At 70.4% G+C, this 17,867-nt stretch carries 16 protein-coding genes; 7 read left to right on the plus strand and 9 right to left on the minus strand.

Annotation, left to right across the window (positions count from 1 at the left end):
* Positions 1-3 precede the first annotated feature (3 nt).
* Genes FGD68_RS11075 through sufB form a run of 3 tightly spaced genes read right to left on the minus strand, consistent with a single transcriptional unit; the run spans position 4 to position 2,951 of the window.
* Positions 4-324: a non-heme iron oxygenase ferredoxin subunit gene (locus FGD68_RS11075; protein ID WP_043586697.1), complete on the minus strand. Its 321-nt coding sequence runs from the start codon at positions 322-324 to the stop codon at positions 4-6.
* Positions 321-1,532 (minus strand): Fe-S cluster assembly protein SufD, encoded by a 1,212-nt coding sequence (gene sufD, locus FGD68_RS11080; RefSeq protein WP_119372165.1) that lies wholly within the window; start codon positions 1,530-1,532, stop codon positions 321-323. Before sufD ends, FGD68_RS11075 begins: the two co-directional genes overlap by 4 nt.
* Positions 1,533-2,951, minus strand: a complete 1,419-nt coding sequence (gene sufB / locus FGD68_RS11085) for a Fe-S cluster assembly protein SufB (RefSeq protein WP_012038419.1) — start codon at positions 2,949-2,951, stop codon at positions 1,533-1,535.
* Between the two features lie 266 nt (positions 2,952-3,217).
* On the opposite strand from sufB, the gene FGD68_RS11090 reads away from it, so the two are divergent.
* Complete coding sequence (locus tag FGD68_RS11090; protein ID WP_119372166.1) at positions 3,218-4,228, plus strand: COX15/CtaA family protein; 1,011 nt, start codon at positions 3,218-3,220, stop codon at positions 4,226-4,228.
* A gap of 234 nt (positions 4,229-4,462) precedes the next feature.
* Here FGD68_RS11090 and FGD68_RS11095 read toward each other — a convergent pair whose 3' ends face one another.
* A complete protein-coding gene (locus tag FGD68_RS11095; protein ID WP_012038421.1) occupies positions 4,463-5,383 on the minus strand; it encodes a heme o synthase in 921 nt (306 codons plus the stop codon).
* A 171-nt stretch (positions 5,384-5,554) separates the two neighbouring features.
* Between FGD68_RS11095 and tkt the strand changes: the two genes are divergently transcribed.
* The 6 genes from tkt (at position 5,555) to pgl (ending at position 13,845) form a co-directional block, all read left to right on the plus strand.
* A complete protein-coding gene (gene tkt / locus FGD68_RS11100; protein ID WP_119372167.1) occupies positions 5,555-7,645 on the plus strand; it encodes a transketolase in 2,091 nt (696 codons plus the stop codon).
* A 150-nt stretch (positions 7,646-7,795) separates the two neighbouring features.
* Positions 7,796-8,911, plus strand: coding sequence for a transaldolase (gene tal / locus FGD68_RS11105; RefSeq protein ID WP_104234768.1), 1,116 nt, complete (start codon positions 7,796-7,798; stop codon positions 8,909-8,911).
* Positions 8,908-10,503 (plus strand): glucose-6-phosphate isomerase, encoded by a 1,596-nt coding sequence (locus tag FGD68_RS11110; protein WP_119372168.1) that lies wholly within the window; start codon positions 8,908-8,910, stop codon positions 10,501-10,503. The genes tal and FGD68_RS11110 overlap by 4 nt, the downstream gene beginning before the upstream one ends.
* Before the next feature lie 38 nt (positions 10,504-10,541).
* On the plus strand, positions 10,542-12,083 hold the full coding sequence (gene zwf / locus FGD68_RS11115) for a glucose-6-phosphate dehydrogenase (RefSeq protein ID WP_012299309.1): 1,542 nt from the start codon (positions 10,542-10,544) through the stop codon (positions 12,081-12,083).
* On the plus strand, positions 12,080-13,078 hold the full coding sequence (locus FGD68_RS11120; RefSeq protein ID WP_043586688.1) for a glucose-6-phosphate dehydrogenase assembly protein OpcA: 999 nt from the start codon (positions 12,080-12,082) through the stop codon (positions 13,076-13,078). The genes zwf and FGD68_RS11120 overlap by 4 nt, the downstream gene beginning before the upstream one ends.
* Positions 13,075-13,845, plus strand: coding sequence for a 6-phosphogluconolactonase (gene pgl / locus FGD68_RS11125; RefSeq protein WP_104234770.1), 771 nt, complete (start codon positions 13,075-13,077; stop codon positions 13,843-13,845). The genes FGD68_RS11120 and pgl overlap by 4 nt, the downstream gene beginning before the upstream one ends.
* A gap of 194 nt (positions 13,846-14,039) precedes the next feature.
* Here the strand turns inward: pgl and FGD68_RS11130 are convergent, their stop codons facing one another.
* The 5 genes from FGD68_RS11130 to gap form a co-directional block, all read right to left on the minus strand.
* Positions 14,040-14,408, minus strand: a complete 369-nt coding sequence (locus tag FGD68_RS11130; RefSeq protein WP_012038428.1) for an RNA polymerase-binding protein RbpA — start codon at positions 14,406-14,408, stop codon at positions 14,040-14,042.
* A gap of 11 nt (positions 14,409-14,419) precedes the next feature.
* Complete coding sequence (secG, locus tag FGD68_RS11135) at positions 14,420-14,671, minus strand: preprotein translocase subunit SecG (protein WP_012038429.1); 252 nt, start codon at positions 14,669-14,671, stop codon at positions 14,420-14,422.
* Positions 14,672-14,813: 142 nt separating this feature from the next.
* On the minus strand, positions 14,814-15,617 hold the full coding sequence (gene tpiA, locus FGD68_RS11140) for a triose-phosphate isomerase (protein WP_119372169.1): 804 nt from the start codon (positions 15,615-15,617) through the stop codon (positions 14,814-14,816).
* Entirely contained in the window at positions 15,608-16,822 is a 1,215-nt protein-coding gene (locus FGD68_RS11145; RefSeq protein WP_104234772.1) for a phosphoglycerate kinase, read from the minus strand. Before FGD68_RS11145 ends, tpiA begins: the two co-directional genes overlap by 10 nt.
* A 6-nt stretch (positions 16,823-16,828) precedes the next feature.
* The gene (gene gap / locus FGD68_RS11150; protein WP_119372170.1) at positions 16,829-17,836 is read right to left on the minus strand and encodes a type I glyceraldehyde-3-phosphate dehydrogenase; all 1,008 of its coding nucleotides are present in this window, start codon (positions 17,834-17,836) and stop codon (positions 16,829-16,831) included.
* Between the last annotated feature and the right edge of the window lie 31 nt (positions 17,837-17,867).

Genomic DNA, 17,867 nt, shown 5'->3' on the forward strand with positions numbered 1-17,867 from the left:
CCTCTAGCTCTTCGGGGTGGTGTCGATGTGGATGTCGCCGTCCACGATCGACACGGGGTAGACGGGGACGGGCTCGTAGGCCGGCAGCGTGCGCGGCTTGCCCGTCTCGAGGGAGAACTTCGACCCGTGGGCCCAGCACTCCAGGGTGTCGCCCTCGACGAAGCCCTCGGCCAGCGAGATGTCGCCGTGCGTGCAGGTGTCGCCGATGGCGTGCACCGTGCCGGAGGAGTCCTTCACGATCGCGATGGCGAGGCCCTCGACCTCGACGCGGAGCGCCTCGTTCACGTCGAGGTCGTCGACGCCGCAGATCCGCACGGCGGTCATCGGTCGACCGCCGCGGACGGGCTGGCGGAGAGCTCGGCCTCGATGGCGGCCTGGAGCCGCTCCTCGAGGTCGGGGACGCCGATCTGCTGCACGATCTCGCTGAGGAAGCCGCGGACGACGAGGCGACGCGCCTCCTCCTCCGTGATCCCGCGGGCCTGCAGGTAGAACAGCTGCTCGTCGTCGAAGCGGCCCGTGGCGCTCGCGTGCCCGGCCCCGGCGATGTCGCCGGTCTCGATCTCGAGGTTCGGGACCGAGTCGGCGCGCGTGCCGTCCGTGAGGACCAGGTTGCGGTTCTGCTCGTAGCTGTCGGTGCCGGGCGCGGAGCGGCGGATGAGGACGTCGCCGATCCACACGGTGCGCGCGCCCTTGCCCTGCAGCGCGCCCTTGTAGGTCACGCGGCTGCGGGTGTTGGGGGCGTCGTGGTCGACGTACACCTGCTGCTCGAGGTGCTGGCCCGCGTCGGCGAAGTAGACGCCGAGCAGCTCGCCGTCCGCGCCCTCGTGGGAGAGGTGCGCCGAGGGGTTGACGCGCACGATGGATCCGCCGAGCGTCACCACCACGTGCTTGAGCTTCGCGTCGCGGCCGACGACGGCCTGGTGCGCGGCCAGGTGGCGCGCCTCGGCGTCCCACTGCTGCACGGTGACGACCGTGAGCTCGGCCTGGTCGCCCACGACGATCTCGACGTTCTCCGCGAGCGACGCGGATCCGGCGTTGTCGAGGATGACGACGCCGCGGCTGAACGGGGCCGCCGTGATGACGGTGTGCGCGGCGCGCGGGGCGGGCCCGAGATCCGAGCGGCCGACCGTGATGGTGACGCGCTCCTCCCCCGTGACGTCGATGGCGAGCGCCTCACCGAAGGACGACCAGGCGTTGGCCTGGGCGCGGTCCTCAGGGGCACCCGCGGTGCCGATGCGCGCGTCGTCCCGCGGGATCCACGAGACGGACGTGCCATCCGCCTCGGAGCTGGTGAACGGGTACCGGGAGCCGTCGAGCTCACCCGAGATGAGGTCGTCGATCCGTCGGACGGGCGTCAGCTTCCAGACGGCCTCGCGGCCGGTGACCGCCTCGAAGGCCTCGACGTCCGTGGACGTGAAGCGCTCGGAACGGGTCTGGATGGGGACTGCCGCCCACCCTCCGTCGGTGTGCGCCCGATTGCCGTGCTGGTCGGCGGGGACGGGGGCTTCTGTGGTGGCGAGTGGGGTCGTCATCTAGCCGACGGATCCTTCCATGCCCATCTCGATGAGCTTGTTGAGTTCGAGCGCGTACTCCATGGGGAGCTCGCGGGCGATGGGCTCGATGAAGCCGCGGACGATCATGGCCATGGCCTCGTCCTCGGGCATGCCCCGGCTCATCAGGTAGAACAGCTGCTCCTCGCTGACGCGCGAGACCGTCGCCTCGTGGCCGAGCTGGACGTCGTCCACGCGGATGTCGATCGCGGGGTACGTGTCGGAGCGGGAGATGGTGTCGACCAGCAGCGCGTCGCAGCGGACGGTGTTGGCGGAGTGGTGCGCAGCCGCGTCCACGCGGATCTCGCCGCGGTAGCCGGCCCGGCCGCCGCCGCGCGCGATGGACTTCGACACGATCGACGACTGCGTGTACGGCGCCATGTGCACCATCTTCGCGCCGGCGTCCTGGTGCTGGCCGGGGCCGGCGAAGGCGACGGACAGGGTCTCGCCCTTGGCGCGCTCGCCCATGAGGTAGATGGAGGGGTACTTCATCGTGACCTTGGAGCCGATGTTGCCGTCGATCCACTCCATGGTCGCGCCCTCGGCCGCCGTCGCGCGCTTGGTGACGAGGTTGTAGACGTTGTTCGACCAGTTCTGGATGGTCGTGTAGCGGACGCGGGCGTCCTTCTTCACGATGATCTCGACCACCGCCGAGTGCAGCGAGTCGGACTTGTAGATGGGGGCGGTGCAGCCCTCGATGTAGTGGACGTAGCTGCCCTCGTCCGCGATGATCAGCGTCCGCTCGAACTGGCCCATGTTCTCGGTGTTGATCCGGAAGTAGGCCTGCAGCGGGATCTCGACGTGCACGCCCTTGGGCACGTACACGAACGAGCCGCCGGACCAGACGGCCGTGTTCAGCGCGGCGAACTTGTTGTCGCCCGCGGGGATGACGGTGCCGAAGTACTCCTTGAACAGCTCCGGGTGCTCGCGCAGCGCCGTGTCGGTGTCCATGAAGATGACGCCCTGGTCCTCGAGCTCCTTCTGGATGGAGTGGAAGACGACCTCGGACTCGTACTGTGCCGCGACGCCGGAGACGAGGCGCTGGCGCTCCGCCTCGGGGATGCCGAGACGCTCGTACGTGTTCTTGATGTCGTCGGGCAGGTCCTCCCACGTCTGGGCCTGCTTCTCCGTGGAGCGCACGAAGTACTTGATGTTGTCGAAGTCGATGCCGGAGAGGTCGGCGCCCCAGGTGGGCATGGGCTTCTTGCCGAAGAGCTCGTAGCCCTTCATGCGGTTGGCGAGCATCCACTCGGGCTCGCTCTTGCGCCGCGAGATGTCGGCGACGACCTGCGGGGAGATGCCGCGCTTGGCCGAGGCACCCGCGACGTCGGAGTCGGACCAGCCGAACTCGTACTGCCCCAGGCTCTCGAGCTCGGGTCGGTCGATGAGCACATCTGACATGGCTACCTGCTTTCCTGACGATCTGGGCGTATCAGCGCCGTATCGGCATTCACCCCCCGCACGGCGACGCCGCTTCGGTGACGAGAGGAAGACTGTGGGTGTCCGGGATGCGGCGGCTTCACGCCTTGCACCCCTCTTAGGATGAACACGAACGCGGGTGGACTTGTTCCCGCCGTCCTCGCTGACGTGCCGGATGCCGCAAGGCCCGACGTGTTCCATGAACCACCCGATTCTACGGGCAATCCAGCGGGCACGGAAGGCAGGCAGTGACTCACGGCACCGATGCGGGGCAGTCTCCCAGTGGGAGCGTGCTAGGTCAGACCCTCATGGTCACCAGGCGGCTGCGGGAGCGGCTGCCGGACGGGATCACCCGCGTCACGCGGTTCCTCGTCTGGACCACGCTCGTCGTGCAGACGCTCGTCGTCGGCACCGGCGGGCTCGTGCGGCTCACTGGCTCCGGGCTCGGCTGCCCGACGTGGCCCAGGTGCACCGCCGACTCCTTCGTCTCGACGCCGGAGATGGGCGTGCACGGGATCATCGAGTTCGGCAACCGCCTCCTGACCTTCGTGCTGGTCATCGTCGCGATCGCGACGTTCCTCGCCGTGCTGCGGCTGCGGAACCGAGGACGCGGCCTCTTCTCCATCGCGCTCGCGATCGGCCTCGGCATCCCCGCGCAGGGCGTCATCGGCGGCATCACGGTCCTGACCGGGCTGAACCCGTACATCGTGGGCCTGCACTTCGTCGTGTCCGTGGTGCTCGTCGTGCTGTCGACCGTGCTCGTGTGGCGCACCTACCACCCTCTCGACGAAGCTGAGCGATCGGTGCCGTCGTACTTCCTGACGCTCGCGCGCATCACCTCCGTCGTCGTCGGCATCACGATCCTCGTCGGCATCGTCGTCACCGGATCCGGCCCCCACGCGGGCGACCAGGGCGCCGCCCGCAACGGGCTCGACCCGGAGCTGCTGCAGCACGTGCACAGCTGGCCGGCCTACACGACCTTCGCACTCACGATCGCCCTCGTCGTCATCGCGGCCCGCAACCGGTGGACCGCCGTCTCGCGCTGGACCCGCGTGCTTCTCGCGGTCGAGCTCGTGCAGATCGCAGTGGGCCTCATCCAGGCGCGGACGGGGCTGCCCGAGTTCCTCGTGGGGCTGCACATGGTGCTCGCGTGCCTGCTCGCGTCCGCGATGACGGCCACCCTGCTGAGCACCACCCGACGGGCGGACACGCTCCGGCTCACTCCCGCGGAGGTACGGCGCTCCGCCCACGTGGGCTGATCCCCGCCCGTCCCGACGACGCCCGCCCGAGCTCCTCTGGCGGCGGGCGTCGTCGCGTGCGGCGCCTCAGCGGAGCGGTCCACGGAGCGGTCCACCGGGACACAGGCGCGCACCCCGTCTACAACGAGCGGGTCGCACGGCACGGGTGCGGCACAGGTGCGGCCCGGTCCCCACGGCCCGACCGACGCCGACGCGAACGCGCGACGCTCGCCCCGCGACGCGGGACCGCGCGGATCAGAAGGGCAGGAGGGGGTCGATGCCGACCGCGAGGAACAGCAGCGAGAGGTACGAGATCGACGCGTGGAAGACGCGCATCGGCTTGATGGGCTCGTGACGCACGGCGAGGTCGTAGAGGCGGTGGGTCTCGTAGACGAACCAGCCGCCGCCCGCGAGCGCGGCGAGCGTGTAGACGAGCCCCATGCCCGCGACCGGGATCAGCAGGAGCGAGCAGGCGAGCGTGGCCCACGCGTACAGGATGGTCTGCAGGCCGACGGCCGCGCGGCCGCGCACGACGGCGAGCATGGGCACGTTGACCGAGGCGTAGTCGTCGCGGTACTTCATGGACAGCGGCCAGTAGTGCGGCGGGGTCCAGAGGAACACGATCATGAAGAGGATCACGGGCGCCCACGAGATGTCGCCCGTGACGGCGGCCCAGCCGATGAGGACCGGCATGCAGCCCGCTGCTCCGCCCCAGACGATGTTCTGCGGCGTGCGGCGCTTCAGCCACAGCGTGTAGACGAAGACGTAGAAGAGGATCGCCGCCAGCGAGAGCGCGGCCGCCAGCCAGTTGGAGATGACGCCGAGCCAGACGATGCTGGCGACGCCGATGATCCAGGCGAACACGAGGGCCTCGCGGTCCGTCAGCTCCCCCGTCACCAGCGGCCGTCGCTGCGTGCGCTTCATGACGCGGTCGATGTCGCGGTCGATGTAGCAGTTGAACGCGTTGGCGCTGCCCGCGCTGAGGGTGCCGCCGACGAGGACGCCGAGGATGAGCCAGGGGTTCGGCCATCCCCCCTGGGCGAGGATCATGACGGGCGCGGTGGTCACGAGCAGGAGCTCGATGACGCGCGGCTTCGTCAGTGCGACGTACGCCTTGGTCTTCCTCGCCACGCCGATCGTCTCCCGATCGACCCGACTCTGCACCGCAACGTTCATCGCACCTCTAACTCGCCGGAAATTCCCTCCCCATGGTAGGCCACGGCCCCTGGACGCTTAGCCGCCCGGCGCCGTCCCCGCGGCTCGGAACACCGAGGACCAGGTGGGTGTTCCATATACTGATAGGCGGTCCGGCTGGGCCTCCCCCATCTTCAGAAGGGCTAGAACCAAGTGGCAGCATTGCAATGGGACCCCATCGACAGCAAGGCGGTCGACACCGCACGGATCCTCGCCGCGGACGCGGTGGAGAAGGTCGGAAACGGTCACCCCGGCACCGCGATGAGCCTGGCTCCGGCGGCCTACCTCCTGTTCCAGAAGGTCATGCGCCGCGACCCCTCCGACAGCACCTGGATCGGTCGCGACCGGTTCATCCTCTCGGTGGGCCACAGCTCGCTCACGCAGTACACGCAGTTCTTCCTCGGCGGCTACGGCCTCGAGATCGAGGACCTCCAGGCCCTCCGCACGTGGGACTCCAAGACCCCCGGTCACCCGGAGTACGGCCACACCGACGGCGTCGAGATCACCACCGGCCCGCTCGGCCAGGGCCTCGCCTCCTCCGTGGGCTTCGCCTACGCCGCGCGCTTCGAGCGCGGTCTCTTCGACCCCGAGACCCCCGCGGGCGAGAGCCCGTTCGACCACTTCGTGTACGTGATCGCCGGCGACGGCGACATGCAGGAGGGCATCACCTCCGAGGCCTCCTCCCTCGCGGGTCACCAGGAGCTCGGCAACCTCATCGCGATCTACGACAGCAACCAGATCTCCATCGAGGACGACACCGACATCGCCTTCACCGAGGACGTGGCCGCGCGCTACGAGTCCTACGGCTGGCACGTGCAGCACGTCGACTGGAAGAAGACGGGCGAGTACGTCGAGGACGTGCAGGAGCTGTTCGACGCCGTCGAGGCCGCCAAGGCCGAGACGCGAAAGCCCTCGCTGATCATCCTGAAGACGATCATCGGCTGGCCCTCCCCGAAGAAGCAGAACTCGGGCAAGATCCACGGCTCCGCCCTCGGCGCCGAGGAGCTCGCGGCCGTCAAGCAGATCGTCGGCTTCGACCCCGAGAAGAGCTTCGAGGTGCCGGACGGCGTCCTCGAGCACACCCGCCAGGCCGTCGACCGCGGCCAGCAGCAGCACCGCGAGTGGGACGAGAAGCTCGCCGCGTGGGCCGAGGCGAACCCCGAGCGCAAGACGCTGCTCGACCGCGTCCTCGCCGGTGACGCCCCCGAGGGCCTCGACGAGGCGCTCCCCGTGTTCCCCGCGGGCAAGGACGTCTCGACGCGCGCCGCGTCCGGCAAGGTCATCAACGCCATCGCCGAGGTCATGCCCGAGCTGTGGGGCGGCTCGGCCGACCTCGCCGAGTCGAACAACACGACGATCGAGTCCGCGCCGTCCTTCGTGCCGGCCGAGCGCTCGACCGAGATGTGGAAGGGCGACCCCTACGGCCGCGTCCTCCACTTCGGCATCCGCGAGCACGCCATGGGCGCGATCCTCAACGGGATCGTCCTGCACGGCAACACGCGTCCCTTCGGCGGCACGTTCCTCATCTTCAGCGACTACATGCGCCCGGCGGTCCGTCTCGCCGCGCTCATGAAGGCGCCGTCGATCTTCGTCTGGACGCACGACTCCGTCGCCCTCGGTGGCGACGGCCCGACGCACCAGCCGGTGGAGCAGCTCGCCAGCCTCCGCGCCATCCCGGGTCTCGACGTCATCCGCCCCGCGGACGCCAACGAGACCGCGCAGGCGTGGAAGACGGTCCTCACGCGTCGCATGGGCCCTGCGGGCCTCGCGCTATCGCGCCAGAACCTCCCGGTCCTGGAGCGCGGCACGGGCGACGCCACGGCCACCGAGTTCGCCTCGGCTGCCGGCGTGGCCAAGGGCGCGTACATCCTGGCCGACACCGAGGGCACGCCCGACGTGATCCTCATCGCCACGGGCTCCGAGGTCCAGTTCGCCGTCGAGGCCCGCGAGGCCCTCGCCGCGGACGGCGTCCAGGCCCGTGTCGTCAGCGCCCCGAGCCTCGAGTGGTTCGAGGAGCAGGACGCCGAGTACAAGGAGCACGTGCTCCCCGAGGCGGTCGCCGCGCGCGTCTCCGTCGAGGCGGGCATCTCGCTCTCCTGGAAGCAGTACGTCGGGCACCACGGCCGCAGCATCTCGATCGAGCACTTCGGCGCCAGCGCCGAGTACGAGGTCCTGTACCGCGAGTTCGGCATCACCACGGAGGCCGTCGTGAAGGCGGCCAAGGAGTCCATCGCCTCCCTCTAGAAGCTGACGAGGAGCGGGGCGGCCGAGCTGCTCCGCTCCCCGCCGGCCGCCCCGGTCGACCCGCCCTTCGGCGCGTCGATCGGGTACCCGGGAGGGGCGCACGCGTGCGCCCCTCCCCCCGAACCTCACAACCAGCGAGAAGAAGGCAACATGACCGACACCACTTCCCCCACCGCGCAGCTCTCCTCCGCGGGCGTCAGCATCTGGCTCGACGACCTGTCGCGCGAGCGCATCGATGCCAAGGGCATCGAGAAGGTGATCGCCGAGCGCGACGTCGTCGGCATCACGACGAACCCCACCATCTTCGCGTCGGCCCTCGCCAAGGGCGAGGCGTACGACGCCCAGGTCCGCGAGCTCGCGGCCGACGGCGCAGACGTCGACCGCGCGGTCTTCGAGATCACCACCCGCGACGTCGGCGAGGCCGCGCGCATCTTCCGCCCGGTCTACGACCGCACCGCCGGCTTCGACGGCCGCGTCTCCATCGAGGTCTCCCCCGACTTCGCCAACGACACGCAGGCGACCATCGACGAGGCCCACAAGCTGTGGGACAAGATCGCCGAGCCCAACGTCATGATCAAGATCCCCGCGACCCGCGAGGGCCTCGAGGCCATCACCGAGGTCATCGGCGCCGGCATCAGCGTCAACGTCACCCTGATCTTCAGCCTCGAGCGCTACCGCGAGGTCATCAACGCGTACCTCACCGGCCTCGAGAAGGCGAAGGCGGCGGGCATCGACCTGTCGACCATCCACTCGGTCGCCTCCTTCTTCGTGTCGCGCGTCGACACCGAGATCGACAAGCGCCTCGACGCGCTCGGCACCGACGAGGCCACCGCGCTCAAGAGCAAGGCCGGCGTCGCCAACGCGCAGCTCGCCTACCAGGCCTTCGAGCAGTCCTTCGCGTCCGAGCGCGCCCAGGGCCTCCTCGGCGCCGGCGCCAACAAGCAGCGCCCGCTCTGGGCGTCCACGGGCGTCAAGAGCCCCGACCTGCCCGACACGCTCTACGTGACGCAGCTCGTCGCGGCGGACGTCGTCAACACGATGCCGGAGAAGACGCTCGACGCGACCTTCGACCACGGCGTGATCGAGGGCGACACCATCACGGGGTCCTACGACGCCGCGAACGAGGTCCTGAACAAGGTCGACGAGCTCGGCATCTCCTACAAGGAGGTCACCGAGCTCCTCGAGGAGGAGGGCGTCGCGAAGTTCAAGGTGTCGTGGAGCGAGCTCATCGAGACCGTGACGACGGCCCTGGACGGCGCCAAGTGAACGTGCGCATCGCGCTGAGCGGCGCGGCGGCCACGGCCGTCGAGACCCACGTCCCCGCGCTCGTGGAGGCGCACGTCGCCTCCGGGATCACCGGGCTCGACGGCACCCTGTGGGGACCGGACGCCGAGTCCGAGGCCACCGAGCGCCTCGGCTGGACGCAGGCGGTCTCCGTCTCGCGTCCCCTCGTCGCCGAGATCACGGCGCTCCGCGAGGAGCTCCGCGGCCAGGGCGTCGACCACATCGTCCTGGGCGGCATGGGCGGATCCTCGCTGGCGCCCGAGGTCATCACGCGCACCGCGGGCGTCGAGCTCACGGTCCTCGACTCGACCGACCCGGGCCAGGTGCTCGCCGCGCTCGGAGACCGCCTCGCCACCACGGCGGTCGTCATCTCCTCGAAGTCCGGATCCACGCTCGAGACGGACAGCCAGAAGCGCGTCTACGAGAAGTCGTTCCGCGAGGCGGGCATCGACCCGACCACGCGCATCGTCATCGTGACCGACCCGGGCTCCCCGCTGGACGAGTCGGCCCGCGCCGACGGCTACCGCGTCTTCAACGCGGACCCCGACGTGGGCGGCCGCTACAGCGCGCTGACCGCGTTCGGCCTCGTGCCGTCCGGCCTCGCGGGCGCCGACATCGGCGGCCTGCTCGACGAGGCGGAGGCCGCGTCCGCGCAGCTCGCCGTCGACGACGTGTCGAACCCGGGCCTCGTGCTCGGCGCCGCGATCGCCGGCACCTCGCCGCTCAAGGACAAGCTCGGCATCGTCTCCGACGGGACGCACATCGTGGGCTTCGGCGACTGGGTCGAGCAGCTCATCGCGGAGTCCACCGGCAAGCTCGGCACGGGCCTCCTGCCCGTCGTGCTGCCGACGGACGCCCCCGAGCTGTCGCTCGGCCTGGCCGACCTGCAGATCGCGCGGCTCGTCGCCGACGTCGACGCGCACGACGCGGTCGAGGGCGAGATCGTCATCAGCGGCACGCTCGGCGCGCAGATCCTCACGTGGGAGTACGCCGTCGCGGTCGCGGGACGCCTGCTCGAGATCAACCCGTTCGACCAGCCCGACGTGGAGGCGGCCAAGGTCGCCGCGCGCGGACTGCTCGACGACCGTCCTGCTCCCGAGGCCCCCGTCGTCACGACGGACGGCATCGAGGTGCGCGGCACGAGCGAGGTCACCGAGGGTGCGTCCGACGTGTCCTCCGCCATCGACGCCCTGCTCGCGCAGGTCGGCCCCACGGGCTACGTCGCCGTCCAGGCATTCGTCGACCGCCTCGCGCTCCCCGAGCTCGAGCGCCTCCGCGACGCGGTCGCCCGCAAGGTCGGCCGTCCCGTCACGTTCGGCTGGGGCCCTCGGTTCCTGCACTCCACGGGGCAGTTCCACAAGGGCGGCACCCCCGTCGGCGTGTTCCTGCAGATCACCGCGGACGCGGCCGAGGATCTCGAGATCCCCGACCGCCCCTTCACCTTCGGGCAGCTCATCCAGGCGCAGGCCGCCGGTGACGCCACCGTGCTCGCCGAGCACGGCCGTCCCGTCCTGCGACTGAACCTGACCGACCCCACCACGGACGCCCGGGCCCTGCTCTCCACGCTCGAATGACCGCATCGCCGGATCCGTCCGGCAGATCGAGGAGTTACATGTCGCCGGTGGATATCACCCCGGAATTCAATCCACTGCGGATCCCGTCTGATCGACGGCTGAACCGCATCGCGGGGCCGAGCAGCCTCATCATCTTCGGCGTGACGGGTGACCTGTCGCGCAAGAAGCTGATGCCGGCCGTCTACGACCTCGCGAACCGGGGGCTCCTGCCCCCCGGCTTCGCGCTCATCGGCTTCGCCCGGAGGGACTGGGAGGACCAGGATTTCGAGCAGGTCGTGTACGAGGCCGTCAAGCAGTACTCGCGCACCAAGTTCGACGAGGACGTCTGGCGCCAGCTGGCGCAGGGCATCCGCTTCGTGCAGGGCACCTTCGACGACGACGAGGCGTTCCAGACGCTGAAGGACATCACGGAGGAGCTCGACCGCGAGCGGGGCACGATGGGGAACCACGCCTTCTACCTGTCGATCCCGCCGAAGTCCTTCCCGCTGGTCACCGAGCAGCTCCGCCGCTCGGGCCTCGCGGACCAGAAGGAGGGCCACTGGCGCCGCGTCGTCATCGAGAAGCCCTTCGGGAGCGACCTCACGACGGCACGCGAGCTCAACGCCGTCGTCGAGTCGGTCTTCCCGCCGGACTCGGTGTTCCGCATCGACCACTACCTGGGCAAGGAGACGGTCCAGAACATCCTGGCGCTGCGCTTCGCGAACCAGCTCTACGAGCCCCTGTGGAACGCCAACTACGTCGACCACGTGCAGATCACCATGGCCGAGGACATCGGCGTGGGCGGCCGTGCCGGGTACTACGACGGCATCGGCGCGGCGCGCGACGTGATCCAGAACCACCTCCTGCAGCTCCTCGCCCTCACGGCCATGGAGGAGCCCGTCGCGTTCGACGCGTCGAGCCTTCGGGACGAGAAGGAGAAGGTGCTGTCCGCGGTGCGCCTGCCGAAGGACCTCTCCACCGCCACGGCCCGCGGGCAGTACGCCGGCGGCTGGCAGGGCGGCGAGGAGGTCGTGGGCTTCCTCGACGAGGACGGCATGGACCCCGAGTCCCTGACCGAGACCTACGCGGCCATGCGGCTCGACATCAACACGCGCCGCTGGTCGGGCGTGCCGTTCTACCTGCGGGCGGGCAAGCGCCTCGGCCGCCGCGTGACGGAGATCGCGGTCGTGTTCAAGCGGGCGCCGCAGAACCTGTTCGCGGAGGACCAGACGTCGGCCCTCGGGCAGAACGCGCTCGTCATCCGGGTGCAGCCCGACGAGGGCGTCACCATCCGCTTCGGCTCCAAGGTGCCGGGCGCGGGGATGCAGGTGCGCGACGTCACCATGGACTTCGGCTACGGCCACGCCTTCACCGAGGCGAGCCCGGAGGCGTACGAGCGGCTCATCCTCGATGTGCTGCTCGGCGACCCGCCGCTCTTCCCCCGTCACCAGGAGGTCGAGCTGAGCTGGAAGATCCTGGACCCCATCGAAGAATTCTGGCGCACGCAGGGCCAGCCCGAGCAGTACCGTCCGGGCACCTGGGGGCCGGCCTCGGCCGACGAGCTCCTCGCCCGCGACGGACGGACCTGGAGGCGGCCATGAGAGTCGATCTGCCGAACACCACCACCGCCAAGATCTCGAAGGCGCTCGTCAAGATCCGCGAGGAGGGCGGCGCGGTCGCCCTCGGTCGCGTCCTGACCCTCGTCATCTCCACCTCGCTCGGCAGCGAGGAGGAGGCCATCGAGGCGGCGAACGACGCCTCGCGCGAGCACCCGATGCGCGTCATCGTGATCTCCACCGAGCGCGGCGCCGCCGCGGAGACGACGACGGAGAAGGCTCGCGTCGACGCCGAGATCCGCGTGGGCGGCGACGCCGGCGCGAGCGAGGTCGTAGTGCTGCGCGTCTACGGCGCGGCCGCCGAGGACGAGGAGAGCCTGGTCACGGGCCTGCTCCTCCCCGACGCGCCCGTCGTGGCCTGGTGGCCGCACGATGCTCCCGCGGTCGTCAGCCAGTCGCCGCTCGGCCGCATCGCGCAGCGCCGCATCACGGACTCGTCCACGAGCAGCAACCCGCGCCTGGCCCTGCAGCACCTGGCGGCGACGTACGCCCCGGGCGACACGGACTTCGCCTGGACGCGCCTCACGCTCTGGCGCGCGCTGCTCGCCGCGGTGCTCGACCAGCCGCCGTACGAGCCCGTCACGCAGGTGGAGGTGTCCGGCGCCGCCGACTCCCCCAGCACCGTGCTGCTCGCCGCGTGGCTCGGCCTGCAGCTGCAGGTGCCCGTGCTCCACGAGGTCACCACGCGCGCCACCGGCTCGAGCGGGATTCACGGCGTGCGGCTCCACCGCGCGTCGGGCGTCATCGACCTCGACCGGCCGATCGCCAACGTGGCGACGCTCAAGCAGCCGAACCAGCCGACGCACGACGTGAGCCTCCCCCGGCGCAGCCTCCGCGACTGCCTGGCCGAGGAGCTGCGGCGCCTCGACCCCGACGCGCTCTACGGGGACGTGATCCGTCACGGTCTCGAGCGCTCGAACGCCGGCCACGGGTACATCCCCGCGTCGACCACCGCACGGAAGGACTCGGGAGACCGATGACGAACGACCGCAGGGTGCTCGTGCACCCCGACAAGAAGGCCATGACCGGCTCCGTCGCCGCGCGCTTCCTCACGAAGCTCGTCGACATCCTGGATGAGGAGGAGACCGCGAACGTCGTCCTCACCGGGGGGACGGTCGGCCCGAGCATCCTCGCGGCCGTCAACGAGTCCGCGGCGCGCGACAGCGTCGACTGGACGCGCGTGCACTTCTGGTTCGGCGACGAGCGATGGCTGCCCCATGGCGACCCCGAACGCAACGACACCACGGTGCGCACGGCTCTGCTCGATCACATCGAGCTGCCCGCGGAGAACGTCCACGCCATGGGCGCGAGCGACGCCGGCCTGAGCCTCGACGAGGCCGTGGCCGCGTACACGGCGGAGCTCGCCGCGCACGCCAACGGCGACACCGCGCTCCCCCGGTTCGACATCACGTTCCTCGGCGTCGGGCCGGACGGCCACGTGGCGTCGCTCTTCCCCGACAGCGACGGCATCCGCACCATGGACGCCGCCGTGATCCCCGTGCGCAACTCGCCGAAGCCGCCGGCCGAGCGGATCTCGCTCACGCTGCCTGTGCTGAACTCGTCGCTGCGCATCTGGATGGTGCTCGCGGGCCCCGACAAGGCGTTCGCGCTCGGCCTGGCGCTCGCGGGCGCCGACCGGACCGAGGTGCCCGTCGCGGGCATCAAGGGCCGCAAGCGCACGGTGTTCTTCATCGACGGCGAGGCCGCCGCCGACGTCCCGGAGAACCTCCGGCTGTCGTCGTACTGACGCGGGAGCCGGCGCGGTCCGGCGCCCCACACGATGGGCGGGTCCTCCGGGATCCGCCCTTCGTCGTCTCCGAGGGGACGCGCCACGGTAAGAGGCGTCCCGGCCGTGGTTCACGGCACCGACCGAGCCTCCCGGAGACGCAGAACGCCCCCGTCCTCGGGACGGGGGCGTTCGACGTTCGGATGCGGTCGGCGCTACTTGGTGGCCTTGACCGTGCCGCGGCGGGCGCGGAGCTGCTCGAGCGCCTCCTCGAGGAGCTGGCTCGCCTCCTCCTCGCTGCGACGCTCCTTCACGTACGCGAGGTGCGTCTTGTACGGCTCGAGCTTCGCGACCGACGGCGGGTTCGCCTTGTCGCGCCCGGCCGGAAGACCCGACTGCGGCGAGTCGATGGTGACGGGGATCTCCTCCTCCGGCAGGTTCGCCGCGAAGTGGCGGACGGTCTCGTTGCCGAGGGCGTCCCAGTACGAGATCGAGATGCGCTCCGCGTGGAAGCCGCGGTCCTGCTCGCCCATGGGGCCCGCGCCTACGCGCGAACCGCGGATGGCGCTTCCTCCTGATGCCATGTGGCTGCTCCCTACAATCCGGTGTCGAACTTGGTGATGAGCCCCAGGACCACGATGCACGTGACCCAGACGAGGCCGAGAATGACGGTGATGCGGTTCAGGTTCCGCTCGGCCACGCCCGAGGAGCCGAGGCTCGACGTGGTGCCGCCCCCGAACATGTCGGACAGACCGCCGCCCCGCCCCTTGTGCAGGAGGATGAGCATGGTCAGCAGGAGGCTGGTGATTCCCAGAACCACCTGCAGGACTACCTGGAGGATTTCCACGTGCGGCCTTTCGGGTGCGCGGTGCTGTGGCCGAGACCGACCGGTGAACGGCCGATGGGCCGTTGTCGATTATAGCGGGCGGCTGAGTGCGACGAGCCGCCCGCGCCCGGATGGACGCGAGCGGCTCGAGGGGATGCGTGGATCAGACGCCGACGTGCGAGCGGAACCGCGCGATCGCGGAGAACTCCTGCACGTCGAGGCTGGCGCCGCCGACGAGGGCTCCGTCGACGTCCGGCTCCCGGAGGAAGCCCGCGATGTTGCCGGCCTTGACCGAGCCGCCGTAGAGGATGCGCGTGGCCTTCGCGGCCTCGTCGCCCAGGAGCTCGGCGACGACCGCGCGGAGCGGTGCCGCCACCTGCTGCGCCTGCTCGGGCGTCGCGGCCTGGCCGGACCCGATGGCCCACACGGGCTCGTAGGCGACGACCACGTCGGCGCCCTTCGGCAGGCCCTGGAGCGCGACGCGCAGCTGTGCCACGGGGACGGCGCTGGCGCCATGCTCCTCGAGGTCGGCCGCGGTCTCGCCCACGCAGATCACCGGGACGATGCCGTGCTTCACGGCTGCAGCCGACTTGGCAGCGACCTGCTCGTCGGTCTCGCCGTGCAGCGTGCGCCGCTCGGAGTGGCCGACGATCACGTACCGGCAGGCGAGCTGCGCCAGGAACGCCGCGGAGATCTCCCCCGTGTACGCGCCCGACTCGTGCTCGGAGACATCCTGGGCGCCGTAGGCCAGCTCGAGCTTGTCGGCCGAGACGAGCGTCTGCACGCTGCGGATGTCGGTGGCCGGCGGGAAGACCGCGACCTCCGCCTCCGCGTAGTCGTGCTTGGCGTCCTTGAGGCTCCACGCGAGCTTCTGGACGAACGCGATGGCCTGGAGGTGGTCCAGGTTCATCTTCCAGTTGCCCGCGATGAGGGGCGTGCGCCCCTGCGGGCGATCGGTCACTGCCATCCGAGGACCTCCAGTCCCGGCAGGCGCTTCCCCTCGAGGAACTCGAGGCTCGCGCCGCCTCCGGTCGAGATGTGACCGAAGCGGTCATCATCGAATCCGAGCGCGCGGACGGCCGCGGCGCTGTCGCCGCCGCCGACCACGGAGAGCCCCTCGACGCGGGTGAGCGCATCGGCGACCGTCCTCGTGCCGGCCGCGAACGGCTCCAGCTCGAAGACGCCCATGGGCCCGTTCCAGAACACCGTTGTCGATCCGCGGATGATCGTCGCGAACGCGTCGGCGGTCTCGGGGCCGATGTCGAGCCCCAGCCCCTTCGCGCCCGCCGGAGTGCCCTCGATGGCGTCGGCGCGCGTCACCTCGTGGGCGGCGTCGGCGGAGAACCCGTCGGCGACGACCACGTCGGTGGGGAGCACGATCTTGACGCCGCGCTCCTCGGCCTCGGCCAGGTAGCCCTTGACGGTCTCGACCTGGTCCTCCTCGAGGAGGCTCGCACCCACCTCGTGGCCCTGGGCCTTGAGGAACGTGAAGAGCATCCCGCCGCCGATGAGCAGCGAGTCGACGCGCGGCAGCAGGTGGCCGATGACGCCGAGCTTGTCGGACACCTTGGAACCGCCGAGGACGACCGTGTAGGGCCGCTCCGGGTTCTCCGTGAGGCGGTCCAGCACCTCGAGCTCGCTCGCGATGAGCGAGCCGGCGGCGCTCGGCAGGACCGAGGCGAGCTCGAAGACGCTGGCCTGCTTGCGGTGCACGACGCCGAAGCCGTCGGACACGAACGCGTCCCCCAGCTCGGCGATCGACTCCGCGAAGCCGCGGCGGACGGACTCGTCCTTGCTCGTCTCCTCCGCGTGGAAGCGCAGGTTCTCGAGCACGACGACGTCGCCGTCCGCGAGGGCGTCCACGGCGGCGCGGGCGGAGTCGCCCACGGTGTCCGTCGCGAACGCCACCTCGGCGTCGAGCAGCTCGCCGAGGCGCGCCGCGACGGGGCGGAGGCTGTACTGCTCGTCCGGGGTGCCGTCGGGCCGGCCGAGGTGCGAGATCACGACGACGCGCGCGCCGGCCTCGCGGAGACCCGTGAGGGTCCCCAGCGAGGCGCGGATGCGCCCGTCATCCCCGATCACGCCGTCCTTCAGGGGGACGTTGAGGTCGCAGCGCACGATGACGCGACGACCCCGGAGGTCCCCCAGGGAGTCGATGGTGCGGAGTGCCACGGCCGGTTACAGGCGATCGGCGACGTACTCGGTGAGGTCGACGAGGCGGTTGGAGTAGCCCCACTCGTTGTCGTACCACGACGCGACCTTGACCTGCGAGCCGATGACCTTCGTGAGGCCGGCGTCGAAGATCGAGGAGTGCGGGTCGTTGACGATGTCGCTCGAGACGATGGGGTCCTCGGTGTACTTGAGGATGCCCTTGAGGGGGCCGTCGGCCGCCGCCTTGTACGCGGCGTTGACCTGCTCGACCGTGACGTTCGCCGAGGTCTCGATGGTGAGGTCGGTGATCGAGCCGGTGGGCACGGGCACGCGGAGCGCGTAGCCGTCGAGCTTGCCGACGAGCTCGGGGATCACGAGGCCGAGCGCCTTCGCGGCACCCGTCGACGTGGGGATGATGTTGACCGCGGCGGCGCGCGCACGACGCAGGTCGCTGTGGGGGCCGTCCTGCAGGTTCTGGTCGGCCGTGTAGGCGTGGACCGTCGTCATGAGGCCGCGCTCGATGCCGAACTCGTCGAGGAAGACCTTCGCGAGGGGCGCGAGGCAGTTCGTGGTGCAGGACGCGTTGGAGATGACATCGTGCGTGGCGGGGTCGTAGGTGCCCTCGTTGACGCCGAGGACCAGGGTCGCGACGTTGTCGCCCGTGGCGGGCGCGGAGACGAGGACCTTCTTGGCGCCGGCGGTGATGTGCTTGCGCGCGTCCTCCGCCTTCGTGAAGCGGCCCGTGGACTCGATGACGATCTCGACGCCCAGCTCGCCCCAGGGGAGGTTCGCGGGGTCGCGCTCCTCGAGGACGCGGATGGCCTTGCCGTTGACGACGATGTTGTCGCCGTCGAGCTCGACGGTGGCGTCGAGGCGGCCCGTGATGGAGTCGTACTTGAGCAGGTGCGCGAGCGCCTTGTTGTCGGTGAGGTCGTTCACCGCGACGATCTCGATGTCGCTGCCCTTGGCGAGCGCGGCGCGGAAGTAGTTGCGGCCGATGCGGCCGAAGCCGTTGATGCCGATCTTGACGGTCACGTGTTCTCCTGATGTTCTGCGCGCTCGGGGG

The organism is Clavibacter californiensis (assembly GCF_021952865.1).
In the GTDB taxonomy this organism is placed as follows: domain Bacteria; phylum Actinomycetota; class Actinomycetes; order Actinomycetales; family Microbacteriaceae; genus Clavibacter; species Clavibacter californiensis.

What these genes read in the sequence shown, in the direction of transcription:
- FGD68_RS11120 (WP_043586688.1), top strand. Translation starts at nt 12,080, where the DNA reads ATGAGAGTCGATCTGCCGAACACCACCACCGCCAAGATCTCGAAGGCG.
- tal (WP_104234768.1), top strand. Translation starts at nt 7,796, where the DNA reads ATGACCGACACCACTTCCCCCACCGCGCAGCTCTCCTCCGCGGGCGTC.
- FGD68_RS11095 (WP_012038421.1), bottom strand. Translation starts at nt 5,383, where the DNA reads ATGAACGTTGCGGTGCAGAGTCGGGTCGATCGGGAGACGATCGGCGTG.
- FGD68_RS11130 (WP_012038428.1), bottom strand. Translation starts at nt 14,408, where the DNA reads ATGGCATCAGGAGGAAGCGCCATCCGCGGTTCGCGCGTAGGCGCGGGC.
- FGD68_RS11075 (WP_043586697.1), bottom strand. Translation starts at nt 324, where the DNA reads ATGACCGCCGTGCGGATCTGCGGCGTCGACGACCTCGACGTGAACGAG.
- tpiA (WP_119372169.1), bottom strand. Translation starts at nt 15,617, where the DNA reads ATGGCAGTGACCGATCGCCCGCAGGGGCGCACGCCCCTCATCGCGGGC.
- pgl (WP_104234770.1), top strand. Translation starts at nt 13,075, where the DNA reads ATGACGAACGACCGCAGGGTGCTCGTGCACCCCGACAAGAAGGCCATG.
- zwf (WP_012299309.1), top strand. Translation starts at nt 10,542, where the DNA reads ATGTCGCCGGTGGATATCACCCCGGAATTCAATCCACTGCGGATCCCG.
- sufD (WP_119372165.1), bottom strand. Translation starts at nt 1,532, where the DNA reads ATGACGACCCCACTCGCCACCACAGAAGCCCCCGTCCCCGCCGACCAG.
- sufB (WP_012038419.1), bottom strand. Translation starts at nt 2,951, where the DNA reads ATGTCAGATGTGCTCATCGACCGACCCGAGCTCGAGAGCCTGGGGCAG.